Annotated in this window: 17 protein-coding genes and 4 pseudogenes; 15 read left to right on the forward strand and 6 right to left on the reverse strand. The window is 31.2% G+C overall.

Annotation, left to right across the window (positions count from 1 at the left end):
- Nucleotides 1-144 precede the first annotated feature (144 nt).
- A complete protein-coding gene (locus AC1Q51_RS04045; RefSeq protein ID WP_098207136.1) occupies nucleotides 145-450 on the reverse strand; it encodes a hypothetical protein in 306 nt (101 codons plus the stop codon).
- Nucleotides 451-1,046: 596 nt separating this feature from the next.
- On the opposite strand from AC1Q51_RS04045, the gene AC1Q51_RS04050 reads away from it, so the two are divergent.
- The 5 genes and pseudogenes from AC1Q51_RS04050 to AC1Q51_RS04070 all read left to right on the forward strand — a co-directional run.
- Nucleotides 1,047-1,403 (forward strand): hypothetical protein, encoded by a 357-nt coding sequence (locus tag AC1Q51_RS04050; RefSeq protein ID WP_000535577.1) that lies wholly within the window; start codon nucleotides 1,047-1,049, stop codon nucleotides 1,401-1,403.
- 105 nt (nucleotides 1,404-1,508) lie between these two features.
- The gene (locus AC1Q51_RS04055) at nucleotides 1,509-2,042 is read left to right on the forward strand and encodes a GNAT family N-acetyltransferase (protein WP_000990082.1); all 534 of its coding nucleotides are present in this window, start codon (nucleotides 1,509-1,511) and stop codon (nucleotides 2,040-2,042) included.
- 45 nt (nucleotides 2,043-2,087) lie between these two features.
- Complete coding sequence (locus AC1Q51_RS04060; protein ID WP_000513265.1) at nucleotides 2,088-2,657, forward strand: nucleoside/nucleotide kinase family protein; 570 nt, start codon at nucleotides 2,088-2,090, stop codon at nucleotides 2,655-2,657.
- Complete coding sequence (locus tag AC1Q51_RS04065) at nucleotides 2,650-3,390, forward strand: alpha/beta fold hydrolase (protein WP_000237653.1); 741 nt, start codon at nucleotides 2,650-2,652, stop codon at nucleotides 3,388-3,390. The genes AC1Q51_RS04060 and AC1Q51_RS04065 overlap by 8 nt, the downstream gene beginning before the upstream one ends.
- 2 nt (nucleotides 3,391-3,392) lie before the next feature.
- A pseudogene (locus tag AC1Q51_RS04070) lies at nucleotides 3,393-3,652 on the forward strand (DinB family protein); the annotation flags it as partial.
- 256 nt (nucleotides 3,653-3,908) lie between these two features.
- Here AC1Q51_RS04070 and AC1Q51_RS04075 read toward each other — a convergent pair.
- Nucleotides 3,909-4,046 (reverse strand): DUF3956 domain-containing protein, encoded by a 138-nt coding sequence (locus AC1Q51_RS04075; RefSeq protein WP_000376554.1) that lies wholly within the window; start codon nucleotides 4,044-4,046, stop codon nucleotides 3,909-3,911.
- A 165-nt stretch (nucleotides 4,047-4,211) separates the two neighbouring features.
- Here AC1Q51_RS04075 and AC1Q51_RS04080 point away from each other — a divergent pair.
- Nucleotides 4,212-4,322 (forward strand): annotated as a pseudogene (locus AC1Q51_RS04080) (DinB family protein); the annotation flags it as partial.
- A gap of 61 nt (nucleotides 4,323-4,383) precedes the next feature.
- On the opposite strand, the gene AC1Q51_RS04085 reads toward AC1Q51_RS04080, so the two are convergent.
- The 3 genes from AC1Q51_RS04085 to AC1Q51_RS04095 all read right to left on the reverse strand — a co-directional run bounded on the left by AC1Q51_RS04085 (nucleotide 4,384) and on the right by AC1Q51_RS04095 (nucleotide 7,418).
- Nucleotides 4,384-5,400 carry a D-alanyl-D-alanine carboxypeptidase family protein gene (locus AC1Q51_RS04085; protein WP_001160060.1) on the reverse strand — a complete coding sequence of 339 codons (1,017 nt, stop codon included), beginning with the start codon at nucleotides 5,398-5,400 and terminating at the stop codon, nucleotides 4,384-4,386.
- Between the two features lie 175 nt (nucleotides 5,401-5,575).
- The gene (locus AC1Q51_RS04090; RefSeq protein ID WP_001243312.1) at nucleotides 5,576-6,733 is read right to left on the reverse strand and encodes a sensor histidine kinase; all 1,158 of its coding nucleotides are present in this window, start codon (nucleotides 6,731-6,733) and stop codon (nucleotides 5,576-5,578) included.
- On the reverse strand, nucleotides 6,723-7,418 hold the full coding sequence (locus AC1Q51_RS04095; protein ID WP_001038809.1) for a response regulator transcription factor: 696 nt from the start codon (nucleotides 7,416-7,418) through the stop codon (nucleotides 6,723-6,725). The genes AC1Q51_RS04090 and AC1Q51_RS04095 overlap by 11 nt, the downstream gene beginning before the upstream one ends.
- A gap of 192 nt (nucleotides 7,419-7,610) precedes the next feature.
- Between AC1Q51_RS04095 and yqeK the strand changes: the two are divergent.
- The 6 genes and pseudogenes from yqeK (at nucleotide 7,611) to AC1Q51_RS04125 (ending at nucleotide 14,035) form a co-directional block, all read left to right on the forward strand.
- Nucleotides 7,611-8,218, forward strand: a pseudogene (yqeK, locus tag AC1Q51_RS04100) (bis(5'-nucleosyl)-tetraphosphatase (symmetrical) YqeK).
- A gap of 13 nt (nucleotides 8,219-8,231) precedes the next feature.
- Nucleotides 8,232-8,906: a DUF3885 domain-containing protein gene (locus AC1Q51_RS04105; RefSeq protein ID WP_492331387.1), complete on the forward strand. Its 675-nt coding sequence runs from the start codon at nucleotides 8,232-8,234 to the stop codon at nucleotides 8,904-8,906.
- Complete coding sequence (gene mtnN / locus AC1Q51_RS04110) at nucleotides 8,903-9,640, forward strand: 5'-methylthioadenosine/S-adenosylhomocysteine nucleosidase (protein ID WP_000151939.1); 738 nt, start codon at nucleotides 8,903-8,905, stop codon at nucleotides 9,638-9,640. The genes AC1Q51_RS04105 and mtnN overlap by 4 nt, the downstream gene beginning before the upstream one ends.
- Nucleotides 9,641-9,783: 143 nt before the next feature.
- Nucleotides 9,784-10,620, forward strand: a pseudogene (locus AC1Q51_RS04115) (GNAT family N-acetyltransferase); the annotation flags it as partial.
- A 202-nt stretch (nucleotides 10,621-10,822) separates the two neighbouring features.
- Nucleotides 10,823-11,197, forward strand: a complete 375-nt coding sequence (locus AC1Q51_RS04120; protein ID WP_001059026.1) for a hypothetical protein — start codon at nucleotides 10,823-10,825, stop codon at nucleotides 11,195-11,197.
- Nucleotides 11,198-11,371: 174 nt separating this feature from the next.
- Nucleotides 11,372-14,035, forward strand: coding sequence for a M4 family metallopeptidase (locus AC1Q51_RS04125; protein ID WP_492331388.1), 2,664 nt, complete (start codon nucleotides 11,372-11,374; stop codon nucleotides 14,033-14,035).
- A 332-nt stretch (nucleotides 14,036-14,367) separates the two neighbouring features.
- Here the strand turns inward: AC1Q51_RS04125 and AC1Q51_RS04130 are convergent, their stop codons facing one another.
- Nucleotides 14,368-15,594: a helix-turn-helix domain-containing protein gene (locus AC1Q51_RS04130; protein ID WP_492331389.1), complete on the reverse strand. Its 1,227-nt coding sequence runs from the start codon at nucleotides 15,592-15,594 to the stop codon at nucleotides 14,368-14,370.
- Between the two features lie 591 nt (nucleotides 15,595-16,185).
- Between AC1Q51_RS04130 and AC1Q51_RS04135 the strand changes: the two genes are divergently transcribed.
- The 3 genes from AC1Q51_RS04135 to AC1Q51_RS04145 all read left to right on the forward strand — a co-directional run.
- Complete coding sequence (locus AC1Q51_RS04135) at nucleotides 16,186-17,847, forward strand: SpaA isopeptide-forming pilin-related protein (RefSeq protein WP_492331390.1); 1,662 nt, start codon at nucleotides 16,186-16,188, stop codon at nucleotides 17,845-17,847.
- 87 nt (nucleotides 17,848-17,934) lie between these two features.
- Entirely contained in the window at nucleotides 17,935-18,738 is an 804-nt protein-coding gene (locus AC1Q51_RS04140) for a class C sortase (RefSeq protein ID WP_000828082.1), read from the forward strand.
- A 153-nt stretch (nucleotides 18,739-18,891) separates the two neighbouring features.
- On the forward strand, nucleotides 18,892-20,672 hold a 1,781-nt coding region (locus tag AC1Q51_RS04145), incomplete at its 3' end, for an MSCRAMM family protein (protein ID WP_492331391.1).

Consider the following 20,672-nt stretch of genomic DNA (forward strand, 5'->3'; position numbering starts at 1 on the left):
CTAAAGCTTTATACGTACGTGAAGTAATTAAAAATCGATTTATAAGAGTTAGCTTGTTTTTTCTTAATAGCCCACCTAATCAGTAAATACATATGTCTGTTGAAATCTTTACGTGTTCATTGATAAAAAGCTGATTATATTCAGTCAGCTTTTTGTATAATACATTCTAGTATTTATCGGTTCCAAAAGACATATTCTTTCCTTTAAGTTGGCATCGAAAATATTACCAATTTTTCCTTTTACAATGGCAACAAATAAAGAAACATTTACAACGACACTTATTTCGTTTAGAACTCCAATCATCATCACGATGACACTTTTCTTTAGATTTCCACCAATCATCATTACAATGCTTTTTCTGAGAACTCCAATTATCATCACAATGATGTTTTTCTTTAGATTTCCACCAATCATCACAACAATGCTTTTTCTGAGAACTCCAGCAATCATTTTTCCAGGACATTTATTTCTACCTCCTTTCAATAGTGTTCATATTATTCTATGTTTTAATAAAAAAATTGCTTGTTTATTAACCTACTATTTTATCTTTATATGATAGAGTGTCTTCTACTCGATATAGAATTCATACAAACTATGCTAATTTTTAAGAGAAAGTGGAGAGAACTACTACTAGTTATGGTATTTTTCAATAAACACTTGTTGAAGAAAATGTTCTGATTACAAATAATATCTTATTTTCGAGTACGCTTTTTAAATGTATATTTCACAATGAAAAATGGGAAATCCACAAATAAAGTCTATGTATATGTGAGTTAATGGGAAAATCTAGTGTGTTTTTAAGGGGCGTCTTATTTAAAAGAAAAAAGGTTTGTTTTAGAAAGTGGTGTCTAAACATTAAATGGAGTAGGACTAAATTCACGGCCGCTCATTAAAAAGCTTTTAATTAGGAGAAGTCTGTTTTTATAATGAATAATGAAAAGAAAGTTTGGTACAATTGTTTGTTTTTTTCTTTTTATGTGTTTGCCTCGTACCCTTTTAAGCTAGTGGACATACTTTACTAATAGAAAGGATTAGGGGGTGAGGTATTGGGTTCTCGATTTAATAATTGTAAAAAGAAGTGTACATGTAAACAAGATGATTGTTGGGAAGTATTCGAAGAGTGTAAAAAAGAACAGCATGAGAAATGTGATAATTCTTGTGTACAAGGAATTAGAGATGAACTTAAGAAATTAATTAATCGAACAGTTCAAATTAATACAGAGGGACGTACTTATGTAGGTACTGTTTCGTCTGTAAGTTGTGATGTAGTTAGGCTTGCGGCTATTCCTGGATCGGTTGGAGTAATTATTTCCATTTGCAAAATTGAAGCAATTTTCCCACCGGTTACAACGGTTACTGCTGACTTTGATTTTAATGGTATTGATGTAGCAAACAAAGCATAATTATGCTGCTTTTTTGTAAAGCCATTCACATGAATGGCTTTATTTTAATTTTATATAAAAGGAGAATATATTCTTTATATAGAAATAAGTTTGAGGTTATAAAGCATGATGTACGAAAGGAGCAAGGAAGTGATTAAACTAGAAAGCTTTAAGAAATCTGATTTTAAACAATTAATAAATTGGATTAATTCCGAAGAATTTCTAATACAATGGTCAGGAAATGCATTCACATTTCCTTTAGACGAACAGCAATTAGAGAAGTATATAGAAAGTGCAAATACACTCGCTTTCAAAGTGGTAGATGAAGAGACTTCAGACGTTATTGGACATATTTCGCTTGGGCAAATAGATAATATTAATAAGTCCGCTAGAATTGGAAAAGTATTAGTTGGTAATACGAAGATGAGAGGACGTTCTATAGGAAAACATATGATGAAAGCAGTACTTCATATTGCTTTTGACGAATTAAAACTACATAGAGTAACTCTTGGTGTGTATGATTTTAATACATCGGCCATTTCATGTTACGAAAAAATAGGGTTTGTAAAAGAAGGCTTATTAAGAGAGTCAAAAAGAGTAGGAGAAACGTATTGGAATTTATGGGAAATGAGTATGTTAGAATATGAATGGAAGAAGTAGCAACGATAGTAATTTATAATTATATTATGTTAACAAAGGGGTTTGGTGGGTATAGTGGATAATAAAACAAAAATAATTTCAATTGCAGCTGTTTCGGGGGGAGGTAAAACTACAATTACAGAAAGATTAAAGCATAAGTTTAAAAACTCAAAAGCTCTATATTTTGATAGTTACACATTTGATAAATCTCCTGCTGATATTTGTAAATGGATTGATGATGGGGCGAATTACGACGAGTGGGTATTAACACCATTAATTCATGATATTGAGCAACTTATACAAAATAATACCTTAGACTATATTATTGTAGATTATCCTTTTGCATACTTAAATAGTGAGATGCGAAAATTCATTGATGTAACTATATTTATTGATACGCCTTTAGATATTGCGATGGCTAGAAGGATTTTGCGAGATTTTAAGGAAGGTACAATAGATGAAATACATAATGATTTGGAACATTACATGACATATGCGAGAAAAGCTTATTTAGAGGCAATTCATACTGTTAAGCCGAATTCAGATATCATATTGGATGGTTCTTTATCTGTAAGTGAAATAATTAATCACGCTGTAGAGGAACTTGGCCGAAGAGAAGTGATTGTCAATGGTTAAATGTATAGAGGAATATATACAAGTTGCTGATTTTAAAATGTATACGAAAATATTCCAAGGAAAGAAGCAGCAGCCTGTTATTATATTGGAATCAGGCTATGGTGATTATTCGAAGGCATGGAATCAAACTGCTGAAGAACTGACGGAATATGGTACGGTACTTACATACGATCGGGCTGGATTAGGCAAAAGCGGGAAGAGTTCCAAGAAACGTATTAGTTCTGAAATGGTAAAAGATTTGAGAACATGCTTAAATCTTTTACAACTGAAGCCACCTTATATTTTTGTAGGACATTCTTTTGGTGGTATAAATGCACGTTTATTTACTGATTTTTATCCTGAAGATATGTTGGGAATAGTTTTGGTTGATTCGACACCAGAAAATTATAAAGAAGCATTTTTGCCAATCATGTCTCCAGAATTTCAAGAAGCTTACTATAAACAATTTGTACATGAAAGTTCTTATGAAGAGTTTATGTTTAGTCTGGGTGAAGCAGATAAATATTGTCAGTCGACGAGAGATATTCCACTCGTCGTGTTAGCTGCTGGTAAAAAAGCTTTTTATTCGCAAGATGCACAAATAAAATGGTTACAATTGCAAGAAGAATTATTAAGATTATCAAACAAAAATAAACTAATAATTGCAGAACAAAGTGGTCATTATATTCAAAAAGATGAGCCACATTATATAACAGATGCTGTTAGGTGGATAATTGAAGTAAGAGAGAGATAAATGTGTACACTTTATTTCAATATAATTGGCAAGTAAGAGATGATTGGTTTAAGTGGTGTGAACAACTTTCAGAGGAAGATTTACTTTGCAAACTGGTGGTATTTTAGAAACATTATTTCATATTGTAGATGTAGAGTATAGTTGGATTAGTGCTCTTCAAGGATAAGAAGATAGAGAACAGCAATTTAAAGATTATCAATCGATTCAAAAAGTGAAAGCGTTATTTAATTTATATAAACGAGAACTTGAAGTTTTTTTGCAGTCATAATTATCTAGCCTAGAATGCTAGCACACTTAAAATAAGCCGTATAAAAAGTTAATCATTGTGTGCTTTGATTATATAATGTCGTCGAAATAAATAGTGTGAAGGACAGCTATCTTAACAAGTGTTTCATGTAACGTTCATATACTTTAATTTTTTATAATTAATTAAATTTGAATTTTATTTGTTGTTAAGAAAAGGTGAGAAGAAAATAAAAAAAGAGGGCTAATGCCCTCTTTTTTTATTAATTTGGTAATTAATCACAGATTGGTATCCCAAGCACTCTTAGAGCTAATGCTACTTGAAGGGAAATCTCTAATCTAGCAATTTCAATACCAGCTACTGAAAGAACTAAAAAAGGTTGTCCGTTTACAAATACAACGCAACTATCCATAGTTAAGCCTCCTTTCTAGTAATCTACTATAGTATATGAATAGAACTTTAATATGTAATAGTTAAATTGTTGGATTTAATAGAATTAATAGATTAACCCATTTAAACTAAACAAAAGAACATAACGAAAGGAAACAGAGATGGATGTATGCCTCAAAAAACATAGGTTTTAAGACATGTAATCGTACATGAAATCCATCATATTGGTCAGCTATCTATATGGGCGAGGGAGTTAAACTTGCAACCAATTTCAGCAAATTTGATTGGACGAGGATGATAGAATTAAAAACCGACTTGCATCTCAAGCGCAAGTCGGTTTTTATATATAAGAAGATTTCTTAATTGAAATCCTCGGATTTTTTCTGACGTATATGTAAAAACATTAAGGTGGTAATGATTAAGAAAATCATTATAGTTTGTATAATTAAGTTTTTAAACTGAAGCAATATTGTCCAAGATGTAAGGGTGTCTTTAAAAGCTTGGAGTGCAGAGTACGAGGAAGGATCAAAACCATACTGTAGCAACTTTTTTGTTTCAATAAATGAGATGTTTTCTTCATCTGCATCTAATATTACTGAAATTAGTCTAGTATCTCCTAGTTTTGCTGTACTGACAAAACTATAATTACCGTTAGTTGAAAAACTAGTTTGTAAGCCATCAACACCTTGAAGTTTAATGTTTTCATTAAGGGAATATATCATTTTATTCGTATTGAAAACCTGGGAATCTTTGAAGGTAAATTGGTAAGAGGTTAGTTTCGTAATATTCAATACATCTGGAAAATCTTTTACTAATCGTGCAGCTAGTTTAGCTGCGTCTATTGCTGTTGTAGTTGATTGTTTATTTGTATCATGATTAATTCCAGTAGAGTTTAGAAATGGAGATGGTTGTAATAACTGTAGTTCTTTTGCTTTTTTATTCATTAATATTGTAAAGTTATCTTCATTTCCAGCAATGTGTTCTGCTAGAGCGAGTGCAGAACGATTATTCCCTGCCAGTAGCAATGCATGAAGTAAATCACGAACCGTTGTTTTATCATTCGATGTTACTTGTATAGGGCTTGTTTCTACTCGGAAAACTTCGTTACTTATTTGTACGAAGTCATCTAACTGTATTTTTCTATCATTTAGTTGTTCCAATACGATATATTCCGTCATTAATTTAGATAAAGTAGCTGATTGTACTGGGGTTTCTTCATTTTTTTTATAAACAATTTCACCTGAATTAGCATTTATTAAAATAGCTGATTTAGCTTGAATAATCGGACCATTTACATAAAGATAAAAATATAAAACGATAAGTGCAGTAATGAAAAAAGATAATAATAAAATAGCGAATTTTTTTAAGAATTGCATAAGTGATCCTCCTATTATGACATCAATAATAGTATTGTAAAAAGGAATGCTTAATTAGGAAGAAAGAAAAGGTAAAGAATTTCTAAAGAATTATAAAGGATTATTAAATTTAGGGAAATAATAGAAAAAGTTCAATTTCTTATATGATAAGAAATTGAACTTTTTATTTGTAATATTAACATTTGTATGGAAGTAGTTTTACAGTGAATGTTGTTTTTTCGTCATCACTATATACTTCAATTGTTCCTTTATGCAACTCGACTATACTTTTTGCAATTGCTAATCCAAGTCCAGATCCACCAGTGTTTGTAGAGCGAGATTTCTCAACGCGGTAAAAACGTTCAAAAATATGAGGTAAATCCGTACTAGGAATAGGTTGTCCGTAATTTGTTATATCAATTGTAATCATATTATTGCTTTCATAAGCAGTAAGGTCAATATAGCGACCTTCGCTTCCATAAGCGATAGCGTTTATAATAAGATTTTCAAACACACGCACTAATTTGTCACCATCAGCTAATACCATAAGCTTTTGAGACGGGAAAGAAGGCCGACATTCTATATTAGCTTCTTGAACCTGTATGCGGAATTGAACAGTTAATTGTCCAAGTAACTCTACAATATCAATAGGAACAGAATACAAGCTTAATTCTTTATTTTGAACACGTGTATATTCGAACAAGTCATTCATTAATGCATTAAGACGAGTTACTTTATCGTAAATGACTTGAATATAGTATCGCAATTCCACTTCATCTCTATAATTATCATGATGGATTAAATTTACGTATCCAACTATAGAAGTAAGAGGGGTGCGTAAGTCATGTGATACATTTGTAATAAGTTCACTTTTTGCTTGTTCCGCTTGTCTTTCTTCATCAATGGAGACTTTTAATTGTTCAACAATTTCATTGACCCCGATTGCTAATTCTTCTAGATAATTATGATTTACAATAGAAACTTTATGATTGAAGTTTCCATTTGCAATATAACGAATTTCTTCTATCATTTTTTTTATACAAGTTTCATAATAAAGTTTTTTCTCGTGACGATAAAAAATGTAAAGATAGGATGAAAAAATAGAAAATAAAAACAAATAAGATACAATCATCATCCATAAAGACTCTTTAATCCCTTTATACTTTTCATAACCAAAAATTCGAATGAATTCTTTACCGAGTTCAGTTAGAGTAAGTGAACTCTCAATTACACTCGTAACGAGGCGATAAATAATTAGTTCAGTAATAGGAGTGAGTGTGATAGCTAATAAAAGCCAAAAAATAAGTTTCCATTTAGGAATATCTTTTAATATATCAAATGCTTCATTTCTCAATTTTATAGCCAACTCCCCAAACAGTATGAATCAATTTTTCTCCATTCATTACTGTTTCAAGTTTATCTCGTAAGTTGCTAATATGGACCATTACCGTCTTATTTGAACCGTAACCATCTTCATTCCAAACGCGTTCGAAAATTTCTTCTGAACTAAATACTCTTCCTGTATTACTCGCAAGTAAATATAAAATATCGAATTCAATAGAGGTTAGTTTAATATACTCTCCATTTACTTTAACTGTATGATTATGTTTGTGTATTTCAACAGAGCGAATACGAATAATACCATCTTCATTCTTTTGCGAAGTAGCATTTTGGAAAGAGGATCTTCGTAATAAAGCTTTCACTCTAGCTACTAATTCTAATGGATTGAATGGTTTGATCATATAATCATCGGCACCTGTCATAAGGCCTAATATTTTATCCATATCTTCTGCTTTTGCACTAAGCATTAGAATTGGTACAGTATTATTTTCACGTACTTCCTGACAAACTTCTAATCCGTTTCGTTTTGGCATCATAATATCCAAAATCATAAGGTCAACTTCATATGTAGAAACCTTTTGCAATGCTTCATCGCCATCATAAGCTTTATAAATGTTATAGCCTTCATTTCGCAAATAAACAGCAAGTAATTCAACAATTTCTTTATCATCATCAATAATTAATATGTTTTTATTCATTGTGTAGTTCCTTTCCTTACAAATCATCAACATTACTATAATATCAAACATTTATGTACTTGTAGCGATGATTTTGTATAAAATTTCATGTAACGTATTAAAAAGGAGTAAAAAGATTAATATCGAATATAAAATAAAAAGGATATTTAGATTCTACATTATAATGTAAGTTAGTTATAAGGGGGATTTTCTATGTTATATAGTGATATATATTCATTTACTCCAACTGGAAAAATAGAAAATGATATTAAAGCCTTTCTACTAAAATATAATAAAGAGTTTACATATAAACATTCAATTCGTGTGGCAAATGAGGCAAAAAAGATTGCAGAAAAGTTTCACGTAGATAAAGAAAAAGCAGCAATTGCAGGATATTTACATGATATTAGTGGCATTTTTCCGAACGAGGAGAGGATTGCAGTTGCTGAAGAGTTTGGGGTAGAGATAGTGGAAGCAGAAAAAAGTTTCCTATGATTATTCATCAAAAATTATCGAGAGTAATCGCAAAAGAAATATTTAAAGTAGAAAATGAAGAAATTTTAAATGCAATTTGTTGCCATACAACGTTGCGTAAACATGCAACGAAGATGGATTTAGTATTATTTGTTGCAGATAAAATAGAATGGGATCAAAACGGGACACCACCATATTTAATAGAAATAAAAAAAGGATTGGAAAAATCTTTGGAAAAAGCAGCTTTTGTATATATTTCATATTTGTGGGAAAGGAAAGATACATTGAAAGTTATACATCCGTGGCTAGAAGAAGCATACTGGGATTTAAAAGGAATTTTACAGTAGAAAGGACAAGGAAATGCAATTAAAAGAATATATGAATCAAACATTTCCAGGAGTTACATTAGGACCCTACTTATATTCTCAGTGGGGAAATCATTTACATTTTGATTTCGGAAAAGATAAATATCAAATTGTAGAAGGAACCGACGATTTAAATATGGAATACTTTTCTCAACTATATACATATAATAAATTCTTATTTGAAGACATATTTTCAAAAGAAGATGTAGTGTTTGTAGTGACAAATGTTTATAGATTTAAAAAGGAAAACATAAAAACTCCACAGAAAATAAATGTATACAATAAATATATTAAGAAAAGAGATTTAAGATTTCATATAAGACAAGAAACGTTACTGTTTCTATTTGAAGATGAAGAAGCAGATTTATATTGTACATATCATTTTTCTTTAAAATGTCTTGCGGAAGATATTAAGTATGAATTGCTTATACAAGCTGCTAATCACGAGGATTTCTCTGCTCTGTATCCTCGATTTGGACGAAAAAAAGAAATTTCTTATCCAGATGTATTTCTCATAAATGCAACGAAAGATATTGTCATGTTTATGTGTGATGATAGAGGATGTAAAGTAATTGCGAAGAATAAAGAAATAATACGAGATTTATATAAGAAATACAAAGAATGGATTCCAGATTATGAACGAGAAAGTATAGATAACTTATTTAAATGACAATAGGGGAAGTGAAGCGTGTAATGAAACGTATTGCAATAGTATCTGCATGGGAACCAGAACTGACGTATTTGCATCAACATTATCCGAGTGAACGTGTTGAAAAAAGAGCAGCTTGGGAATTTCATTTTCATACTATTAATGAGCTGGAAATTATATCAGTTGTTACTGGTGTTGGTAAAGTAAGCTGCGCTAGTTGTGTACAATTGTTAATTAGTGAGTTTCAGCCAGATGAGTTGTTTATGACAGGAATATGCGGAAGTTTATCAAACAAGGTGAAAAACGGTCATATTGTAGTGGCACTAAACGCAATACAACACGATGTTACTGCAGCTGGCTCAGGGGAAGATGTTTTTAATTTATATAACGGTAGAACAGCACCTATTGAAACAACAAAATCACTTGTAAGAAGAATAAAAAAAATACGATCATATGATCCAATACATTTCGGTACATTTTTATCCGGAGATCAACGTATTCGCAGTTCAGAAATGAGATATTTACTCCATACCGTATATGGAGCATTGGCAGTTGATCAAGAAGTAGCAGCTTTCGCCTATGTATGCCAAATAAATAAAAAACCATTTCTATGTTTAAAAGCTGCTTCAGATCAAGCAAATGATAAAACGAAAGAAGAACAAAAAATCTTTAAAATGCTAGCATGCGAAAGAGCATGTGAGCATTTAATTGCTTTTTTGCGTGTTTATGAGATTAATGTAGTAAATAATAGATAGTTTGTTATAAAACAAATTAATAGTGGGTTATATGTAGGGAAATGTCCGTTCATTTCAAATTAAGAGCTGAAATTTATAATAGATGGAATATATTATATGGGTACATGTTGCGGTTAATACAAGCAATTGGAGGGCAATTTTATATGATTCAATATAAAAGATGTAGTGAAGTAAATATTGATTTAGTATATGAAGCTTTTAAAGATGGATTTTCCGATTATATTATTAAGATGGAAGTTTCAAAAGGTGATTTTATACACCGTTTTTTGGGACCAGAAGGTAATTTGCTAGAACATTCTTTTCTTGCTTTAGACGGTGACAAATCAGTTGGCGTAATATTAGGTGGTATAAAGGATTATGAAAGTATAAAGACTATGCGCTGTGGAACATTAGCGGTTCATCCTAATTACCGAGGTATTGGTGTGAGTCAAAAATTATTTGAACTGCATAAAGAAGAGGCGATTCAACATGGATGTAAGCAACTTTTTCTCGAAGTCATTGTAGGAAACGACCGAGCGATTCATTTTTATAATAAGTTGGGCTATGAAAAAGTGTACGATCTTTCTTATTATAATTTAAATGATTTGACTAAAATAATGAATAAAGATTGTAAGGATATTGAAGTAAAACAATTAGAATTTCCAACTTTTAAAGATGAAATTCAGAAATGGTTAAACTTCCATATAAATTGGCAAAATGATGTTGATTATATCGAAAAAACAAATAATGTATTTTATGGTGCATATGTCACTAATGACTTAAAAGGCTCTCTATGTGTAAATGAAGAAGGTAAAATTAGTTTTATTTTCGTAGATAAAGATTATAGAAATATTGGTGTTGGGATGAAATTATTAGAAGTAGCAAGAGAAGAATTACATTTATCAAGTTTATCAATTGGGTTTCCTAACAATAATTTACTGGAGGGTTTTTTAAAGAAATGTAGATTTGAAAAGAATTCTTTAGCACAATATGAAATGTTTTATTACTCTAAGAGCGGAAAGATTTATTCTTTTCGCTTTTTATTTTGCTGTTATGTTGGTAAATGCTCCGTAACTATAATTTATAATGCGAGGGAGTTTGTTTATCCTTAAGTTATTTTTTAAATTGTCAATTTCATACTAATAATTTTCTTTGTATAATATTCTAATTTTATGTAGAATAGATACGATGGGAGGGGATGAAATGAATAATGGATTAAAGTTTAAGATTTTTGAATTGCATTGTCTCGTTCAAAAGACTTATTCTGATATTAAAATGGCATGTGATATTGCTATTTATCAAGAAAACACTTCTAAATATTTAATTTCATTAGGATTTTTAAATAAATCATATATGACTTATATAGAAGCAAAAAGATTCTATCGCGAAAATGAAGAGCTTGTAAGTGTAGAATTTGATAATTTCTTTGATATGTATGATAAATTAGAAAACGAATTAAAACAAGTTATTTCAACTGAAGATAAAAATCCTTCATCGCTACATAGCAGACTTGATCAGTTTCAGCAGAAAGTTGAAAATATAAATGACCTAATAAAAGTATTGCAAAATGCTCGTTAATGAATGCTTTTTTCTTTTTGTATAGAAATTATGTATTAAAAACATTTTAGGGATATTACATATTGAAGAGGTGGCTTTTGTAGATTACAAAAGTCATCTTTTTATGTTAGGAATAGATTGTATACATTTTAGCAGTTTCATATAAATAATAGAAATTTATACGAGGTAAATATCATGGGAAATAAAAAAGAAATAGCTATAGTAGCATTAACAACAGGATTCGTTTTAACAAGTGTAACACCATATGGAGTAGGTCATGCAGAGGAACCTGGTCAAATGCAAGTTGAAATTCAAGAGGATTCGTTCCGTACAGGTGATCTGACACAACCATCAAAAAAGGCACCAGAGAATGTAGTGAAAGATGCACTTAAGGAAAATACGGAGCATGCTTTGTCTCCAAAACAAGTTAGTGCAGAAACAGGAGTAGATTACAAGGTTCTTCAAAAACGTGGTTCTTATGATGGAACTACACTTGTGCGCATGCAACAAATATATGAAGGAAAAGAAGTATATGGCCACCAGTTGACTGCTCACGTAGATAAAAAAGGTATTATTAAAAGCATTTCAGGAGCTAGCGCACAAAATTTAACACAAGAAGATTTAAAGAAACCTATTAATTTATCAAAAGAAGAAGCAAAACAATATATTTATAAAAAGTACGGAAACGATACTAAATTTATTTCTGAGCCAGAAGTTAAGGCAGTTATTTTTGTTGATGAAAATCATGGGCAGGCTAGCAATGCATATCAAGTTACATTTGCTGCTACAACACCAAATTATGTATCTGGAACTTATTTAGTGAATGCTCATAATGGTGAAATGTTAAAAGATATGGTACAAGAATCAAGTTTGAAAATAAGTGAAGAGTATGTTCAATCCGTTAAGGAAAATAAAACTAGCAATTTCACATCATTAACTGGAACAGGAAAAGATGATTTAGGCGTAACTCGTACATTTGGTATTTCTAAACAGACCAGTGGGAATTATGCGCTTGCTGATTACACAAGAGGACAAGGAATTGAGACATATGATGTAAATTATAGAGATATTACAAATGAAGAAAGTTATTATCCTGGTATACTAACAACTAGCGTTTCAACAACATTTAATGATCCAAAGGCGGTAAGCGCTCATTTCTTAGCAACAAAGGTATATGATTTTTATAAAGAAAAATATAAGCGTAATAGTTTTGATAATAAAGGGAAAAAAGTAGTTTCAGTTGTACATGCATGGGATTCCGGAGGAACAAATGATCCTGAAAATTGGGAGAATGCATTTAGTACTAATATTAATAACATTAGTATGCTTTTATATGGAGATCCTATGGTAAAAGCGTTCGACATAGCGGGTCATGAATTTACACATGCGGTTACATCTAGCGAATCTAACCTTGAATTTTCAGGAGAATCTGGGGCGATTAACGAGGCATTATCTGATATTATGGGAACGGCTATAGAGAAATACATAAATAATGGAGAATTTAACTGGACAATAGGAGAACAAACGGGATCGACTTTTCGTAATATGAAAAATCCAACTGCAATTAATTTTTCAGAAGGACTACCGTATCCTGATGATTATAGTAAATATAATGATTTAAATGGAGAGGATTATGGAGGCGTTCATTTTAACTCAAGTATTATTAATAAAGTTGCGTATTTAATTGCACAAGGTGGTACTCATAACGGTGTAAATGTAAATGGTATTGGTGAGGATAAAATGTTTGATATTTTCTATTATGCAAATACTGATGAATTAAACATGACTTCTGATTTCTCTGAATTGAGATTGGCATGCCTTACAGTTGCAACTAATAAATATGGAACGAACTCAATTGAAGTTCAATCAGTCCAAAATGCTTTTGATGCGGCAAAAATTACAGGAACAGTGAAAGAAAACGAAAAAACAGTAGAAAACCAAGCGCCAGAGTTAACTGTACCGAGTACCATTACACTACGTGTAGGAGATACGTTTGATCCAATGAGAAATGTAAAAGCTGTTGATAAGGAAGATGGTGATTTAATAAATAAAGTAAAGCATAAAGGCGATGTAGATACTTCAAAATCAGGTACATACATTATGGAATACATGGTTGTTGATTCTCAAGGGCGGAATGCAACGGCAACACAGACTGTAATTGTAGAGAAAAATGGAGAAACATCAGATTTAGAACCTAAATTAACAGTGCCTGTTGGAGCGACAATTCATGTAGGAGATTCATTTGTTCCAATGGCAGAAGTATTAGCTATCGATAAAGAAGACGGTGATCTCACTTCTAAAATCAAAGTTGATGGTGAAGTAGATACATCTAAAGCTGGTACTTACGTATTAACGTACACGGTTACAGATTCTAAAGGTCATGAAGTAACGGCGGAGCAAACTGTAACGGTCAAAGTTAGAGAAGAAGTTAAAAATGATAAACCAATACTAAAAGTACCTGCTACAACTTCAATTACTGAGGGTGATCAATTTGATCCGTTGGTAGGAGTATCAGCTACTGACAAAGAAGACGGTGACCTTACTTCTAAAGTAGCGTATGAAGGAACTATAGATATAACTAAAGCTGGTACTTATGAAATAATATATAGTGTAAGAGATTCCGTGGGTAATGAGGTAAATACAATACAAAAAGTGTTAGTGAAAGATAAAGAAACTAGCAAACCTAATGGTCTTGCTAATAAGACAAACAACAGTAATACCGATAAAAAAGAATATACATATAAGGAGCTTCCAAAGACGGGTGTAAGTACAACTAACAGTGCAGTAATCGGCATATTGATGATTATTACAGGCACAGTACTCACTTTTGTTCGCAAATTTAGAAAGATACAAAAATAATAGTAGGGATTATTCGTTTGAAGAAAAGAGTTCATTATTCAAAAGAAATAAAGTAGAAAGTAAGTAAAACAAAATATGGATTTTTTACTTAATAAGATTTTAGTAGTTAAGCGGTGCATTTGGCTTCTATAAAAATTTGTAGTTGGATCATGTTCTGTCTACAAAACTACATTACATAAAAAACACGTTACTATTCTCATTAAAATAAAAGAATAGTAACGTGTTTTTTGGTTTGGAAAAAGCATAAATCCTATAGTTCATGAATCTGGGAGTGCTTCTAATCTGCCATTGATGAGTTACTGAAAACATTTTGTTTTAATGGAAGTTTCACTCTAAATGACAACATGAGATTTTCGATATTTACCAGGTGTTTCATTGGTGAATTTTTTAAAAATTTTAGTGAAATAACTTTGATCGCTAAAATTAAGCGAAGCACATATGTCTGATAAAGGATCGGTGGTGAAAGTTAATAATTTCTTTGCTTCTTCGATTCGTTCACGTTGAATGTACTCAATTAATGAAATACCGACTTCTTTTTTAAATAATATAGATAAATAATCTGAATTCACATTTGCAAATTTAGCAAGTTGTTTAACAGATATTGGATTGTAAATATTTTTAAAAATGTAGTTTTTACAAATAGCAATAGTCTGTGAATATTGCTGTGTTTTTTGTGCCTTTACACGGTCTGCAAAGGTACAAAAAGCATTTTTTAATAAATCCCAAACAGATTCTTTGTCTTTTAAATCTTCTGTTCTTTGAATATGTAAATCATAAATTTTGTAAGCAATCCCAGATGGAAGTCCCCCTTTTATCGCATATCTAGTAGCGAGCGTGATGGATGAAATACAAATGTTTTTATGACGTCTTAATTGATGGAATGAAGATAAAGATGAAAGAGTCTTTTGTTGGAATTCGTAATAATATTTGAGTACGGTTTCTTTATCCCCGTCTTCTATAGAACTAAGTAGTTGCTGCTCTATATATAAATTATGATAAATGGATTCGTCTTTTTGCATTGAAATATATACATCTTCGTTTAAGATTCTGCTATGACTTATATGAAGTGAATCACTGTTATTTGAAAAGGTGCTTACATCTGAATTTTTTTTATAGAGAATGTTATAGAACAATATTGCTATATTTACAAAGAAATTTTGATCTTTGACTGACAATGAAAAATAATGGTCTCTTGTTCTTTTATAATTTGGAATGAAATTAAGGTTACTATCCGTTTTACTTGTAGAAAAATTTACATGTGCCAAGGGCCCAATAATAACAGTACCGTTCACCATATAATCGCTCTTTATGTGAATTAAAATGAAGTGCCCTAGATGTTCGTGAGTTCTGAAGATGGGTGAATTATATGTATCATTTCTCTGAAAAAGCACATGTAACTGTTCTATTTTTGATGTATACAACGAATGTGAATCATTTTTTGATGTGAATTCTAAAAGAATATTTTTGTTACAATCTAAAAAACAAACTGGAATTTCAAAAGATTGGAAAAACATATTGCAAATGTACTCTATCTCAACTAGACTGAGCTTTTTAGTCATATTCTTCCTCCTTACAGTTATGCGTAATAGCTAAATAAACATATATTCCTTTTTTCATAAGTAGAAACGGAAAATCTTCATTAATAAAAAATATAAATAAAAGTTATAAACTTCTAAGAATAATACCATAATTTAACATGAATAGCACATATTATTTGAATATACAGGTAATAGTTTTGGACAGTAGCGTAAAATATGAATCGTCACACTTATTTGTTGGTTATTACTTATATGTATTAAAAATGATTAAGGTTGGATTTTAAATAGGGATAGGAAGTGAGAAATTAATAGATTGACAGTAAGTGACTAGTCGAAATTAGCAGTGAAAGCTATTATGTAACAAATGTAATGATTTTTGAAGTAGAGATATAAGTGTAATTTAGGGGAGAAAATTACATATATCATGTGGAGAGACAACGTAATAATAAAAGATAAGAAAAGTGAATAAGTGATTGTAAACAATGGATTGTTGGACGACTATGTTTTATGTTATTCGTTTAAATCTGATACTTGGCACACTATTGCTTTTAAGAAGGTAATAGTAATAAAGAGATTTTTAAAATGATAGAAGTAGTAAAGGGGATAAGAGAAATGAAAAAAATATTTAGTGTGCTTTTAGTGTTATTCTTAACATTTTCTACATGGTCTAGTGTATTAGTAAAGGCAGATTCACCATCTAAAGGTACTTTAACGATTCATAAGTATGAACAAGAAAAAGATGGAGCGCAGGGACTAGAAGGTGACGGTTCTGCAAATCAAGAGGTGCCAAAAGATGCGAAACCATTAAAAGGTGTAACGTTTGAAGTAAAAAAGGTTGCCTCGTTTGAAAAAATTTCAAACGATGGGAAAATCGTAAAAGAAGATGTGAAACCTGTAATGGGAGCAACTCCAACGCAAGTAGTAACAGATGATAACGGACAAGCTGTATTAAAAGATCTTCAGCTAGGACGTTATGAGGTGAAAGAAGTGGCAGGACCTCCACATGTTAATCTAAATCCCAATACGTATACAGTGGATATCCCATTAACGAATAAAGAGGGTAAGGTGCTAAACTATGATGTTCACATGTATCCTAAAAATGAGGTTAAACGTGGTGCAGTGGATTTAATAAAAACTGGTGTAAATGAAAAAGCATTAGCAGGTGCAGTATTCTCTTTATTTAAAAAAGACGGTACAGAAGTGAAAAAAGAGTTAGTAACAGATGCTAATGGTCATATTCGCGTGCAAGGATTGGTGTATGGAGAATACTATTTCCAAGAAACAAACGCTCCGAAAGGCTATGTAATAGATCCAACTAAACGTGAGTTTTTTGTTAAGAACTCGGGAACAATTAATGAAGATGGAACTATTACTTCTGGTACAGTAGTTAAATTAGAAGTGAAAAACTATGAAGAACCAATAATTGATAAAAAGATTAACGGAAAATTGGAAGCGTTACCAATCAATCCGTTAACTAATTATAATTATGATATTAAAACATTAATTCCAGAAGACATTAAGGAATATAAAAAATATGTGGTAACAGATACTTTGGATAATCGTTTAGTGATTCAAGGAAAGCCAATTGTGAAATTTGATGGAGCAGAAGTAAATGCAAGCATTGTAGAGGTAGCTATAGAAGGTCAAAAAGTAACAGCTACAGTAAAAGATTTCACAAAATTAGATGGTAAAAAAGAATTTCATTTGCAAATTAAATCTCAAGTAAAAGAAGGAGTACCATCTGGTTCGGAAATTTTAAATACAGCAAAAATTGATTTTACAAATAAAAATGATGTAATTGGAGAAAAGGAATCTAAACCTGTAGTTGTTGTTCCGACAACTGGAATAATTGAGTTAACAAAAATTGATGGTGCTAATAAGAATAAATTAAAAGGTGCAGAGTTTGTACTTAAAGATAAAAATGGAAAAATAGTTGTTGTAGCAGGAAAAGAAGTAACAGGTGTATCAGATGAAAATGGTGTTATTAAATGGTCTAACATTCCATATGGAGACTATCAAATTTTTGAAACGAAAGCACCAACATATACAAAAGAAGATGGTACAAAAGCTTCTTATCAATTATTAAAAGATCCCATTGATGTAAAGATTAGCGAAAATAATCAAACGGTTAAATTAACGATTGAAAATAATAAAAGTGGATGGGTTCTTCCGGTAACGGGTGGCATAGGAACGACTCTTTTTACTGTAATAGGCCTTACGTTAATGGTTACAGCGGCATTTGTTTTCTTTAGAAAAAAGTTTGCTAATAATTAAGATTTTAGGAACATGTAACTATGGGAAAAGGGGAGAAGCAAAATGCTTCCCTCTTTTCGATATTTAAGCATATACAGAGGTGGAAATATGAAACGAAATCTTGTTTTGGGAGGTATTTTTTTATTTGGATTAGGTGTTTTTTTATATCCTACTATTAGTAATTGGTTGGCGACTCGTGCACATTATTCTGAGATTAGCTCTTACGATAAGAAGATCAAAGCGCTACAAAAGAAAGAAGTCGAACGTAGGGAAAAAGAAGCAGCCGAATATAATAAACAAGTTCACACTTCCACGAAAACATTTACTGATCCATTTTCTGAAAAAAAAAGTAATCATCAAGCATATGCTGATGCGTTAAATTTAGGAGATGTAATGGGGTATATTGAAATATCGAAAATTAATATAAAACTGCCAATCTATCAAGGGACATCTGAGGAAGTATTGAGCCGCGGGATAGGTCATTTAGATTTTTCTTCGCTCCCGATAGGTGGAGAAAATACGCACACTATTTTAACAGGGCATCGTGGTTTACCATCAGCAAAATTATTTACAGATTTAGATAAGTTGAGCGAAGGAGATCTCTTTTATATTCATTCTTTAGACAAAGTTCTTGCTTATAAAGTAGATCAAATTAAAGTAGTGTTACCACACGAAACGGACGATCTACAAATTGTAGAAAATAAAGATTATACAACTTTAATTACGTGTACGCCTTATGGAGTAAACACCAATAGATTGCTAGTTCGAGGTGTGCGTGTGGAGTTAAACGAGAATGAAAAACAAAAAGTGAGTACAGAGATATTTATATTTAATAAGTGGACTGTAATAGTTCCAATCCTATTGTTATGTGTGTTTCTAGTCGTAATTTATAAGAAAAGGTTAACTCGATAGAATGTATTTATTTATCCTGCATTAATGGACATTGGGACCGGAAATTCAGAGATAAGTAAAGAAGATATATAGGGAATGAAGTAAATCCTCATTGATAAACATGTCATTTTATTCGACTATAGAAAAAATACGGTAAAGGTGGGAACAAAGGAATTGAGGCTACGATTAAAGCTGGTAAGTATTCATTTTATTGTTTTGTTAATGTTAAGTGTAAGTTTTGTCGTATATGTACCACAAGAAGCATATGGATCCACGACAAACTTAGAAGGTCTAGGTGATATATCGCGTTATAATGCAGTTGTCTTTGGTAACCATAAAGCAATAGGTGGCGACATTGAAGGAGCAATTGCAGTTCAAGGTGATATGGATGCATCGGGGTATACAATTGTAGGTGCTGCAGCGGGAACATCTAATATAGTAGGTGAAAAATGGGTTGATGAGGGATATCCGTCCTTGTTATTGTCTGGAAAATTTAAGAAATCAAGAGAAGAATCTTTTATCATTCAAAACGGAATAGTCGTAATGACAAAAGAGAGTGATCCAGATCGCATCATACAATCTTCTTATGATCATATCGTTTATAAAGAAAAACTAGAAATTGACGCGAAATTTAATGAATTTCGCAATATAGTGAACCAAGTCAGTAAAAATGCTGGTCAATATAAAACGAATACCCCAATTCCAAATATGAGTTATGGAATCGGAAAAGATATAAACAATTCTAATATTTATGTTTCATCAGAATTGACAGGGAAAAACAATTTAGATATAAGAGATGTATTTTTACCGAGTGCTAAGGACAAAGATTTTATTGTTATGTATTCGGATGCAACAGAGGTTACATTTAAAAATGGGTCTATTCTATATGACACGAACAATATTGGAAGGGCTACAGATATAGTTCCTACATCACAACCATATTCTCCTAATTCGCCGTTTACTGAGCTATATGGTAAAGTGATTTGGGTTTTTCCAAATGCGAAAAAAATTACAACAGAGGGATATGGTGTCGTTGGGAGTGTGTTTGCCCCCAATGCTGTATTAGAAACAAAAGGCGGTTCGATTAATGGACAAGCATTTGTTGGTGCGGTACAACAAACTGGTGGATTTGAATTTCACAATTTCAAATTTAACTGGCAACATTGGAACAAGCCTAGTACTGGAAAAGTAAAAATAAAAAAGGTTGATAGTAATAATGATAATAAAAAATTGGTGGGAGCAAAGTTTCATATAGAAGATTCAAATAAAAAAGTAGTTGGAGAACTAGTAACAAATGAAGAAGGAGAAGCGATATCAAAAGACTTACCAATAGGAAACTATATCCTTGTAGAAATAGAAGCGCCAAAAGACTATGAATTATTAAAAGAAAAAATAACTGTAAAAATAGAAAAAGATGCAGTGGTAGAAATTAAAATAGGAAATAAGAAATTGCCAGATCCAATGGGAAAAATGAAGTTAGTGAAAGTAGACATAAGTGATAAAAATAAAAAGCTAGCAGGGGCAAAGTTTCATATAGAAGATTCAAAAGGAAAAATAGTTGGAGAACTAGTAACAAATGAAGAAGGAGAAGTAATATCAAAAGACTTACCAATAGGAAACTATACCTTAGTGGAAGTAGAAGCACCTAAAGGTTACGAATTATTAAAAGAAAAAATAACTGTAAAAATAGAAAAAGATGCAGTAGTAGAAATTAAAATAGGAAATAAGAAATTGCCAGATCCAATGGGGAAAATGAAGCTTGTGAAAGTAGACATAAGTGATAAAAATAAAAAACTAGCAGGGGCAAAGTTTCATATAGAAGATTCAAAAGGAAAAATAGTTGGAGAACTAGTGACAAATGAAGAAGGAGAAGTAGTATCAAAAGACTTACCAATAGGAAACTATACCTTAGTGGAAGTAGAAGCACCTAAAGGTTACGAATTATTAAAAGAAAA

Source organism: Bacillus sp. MT94, assembly GCF_058792475.1.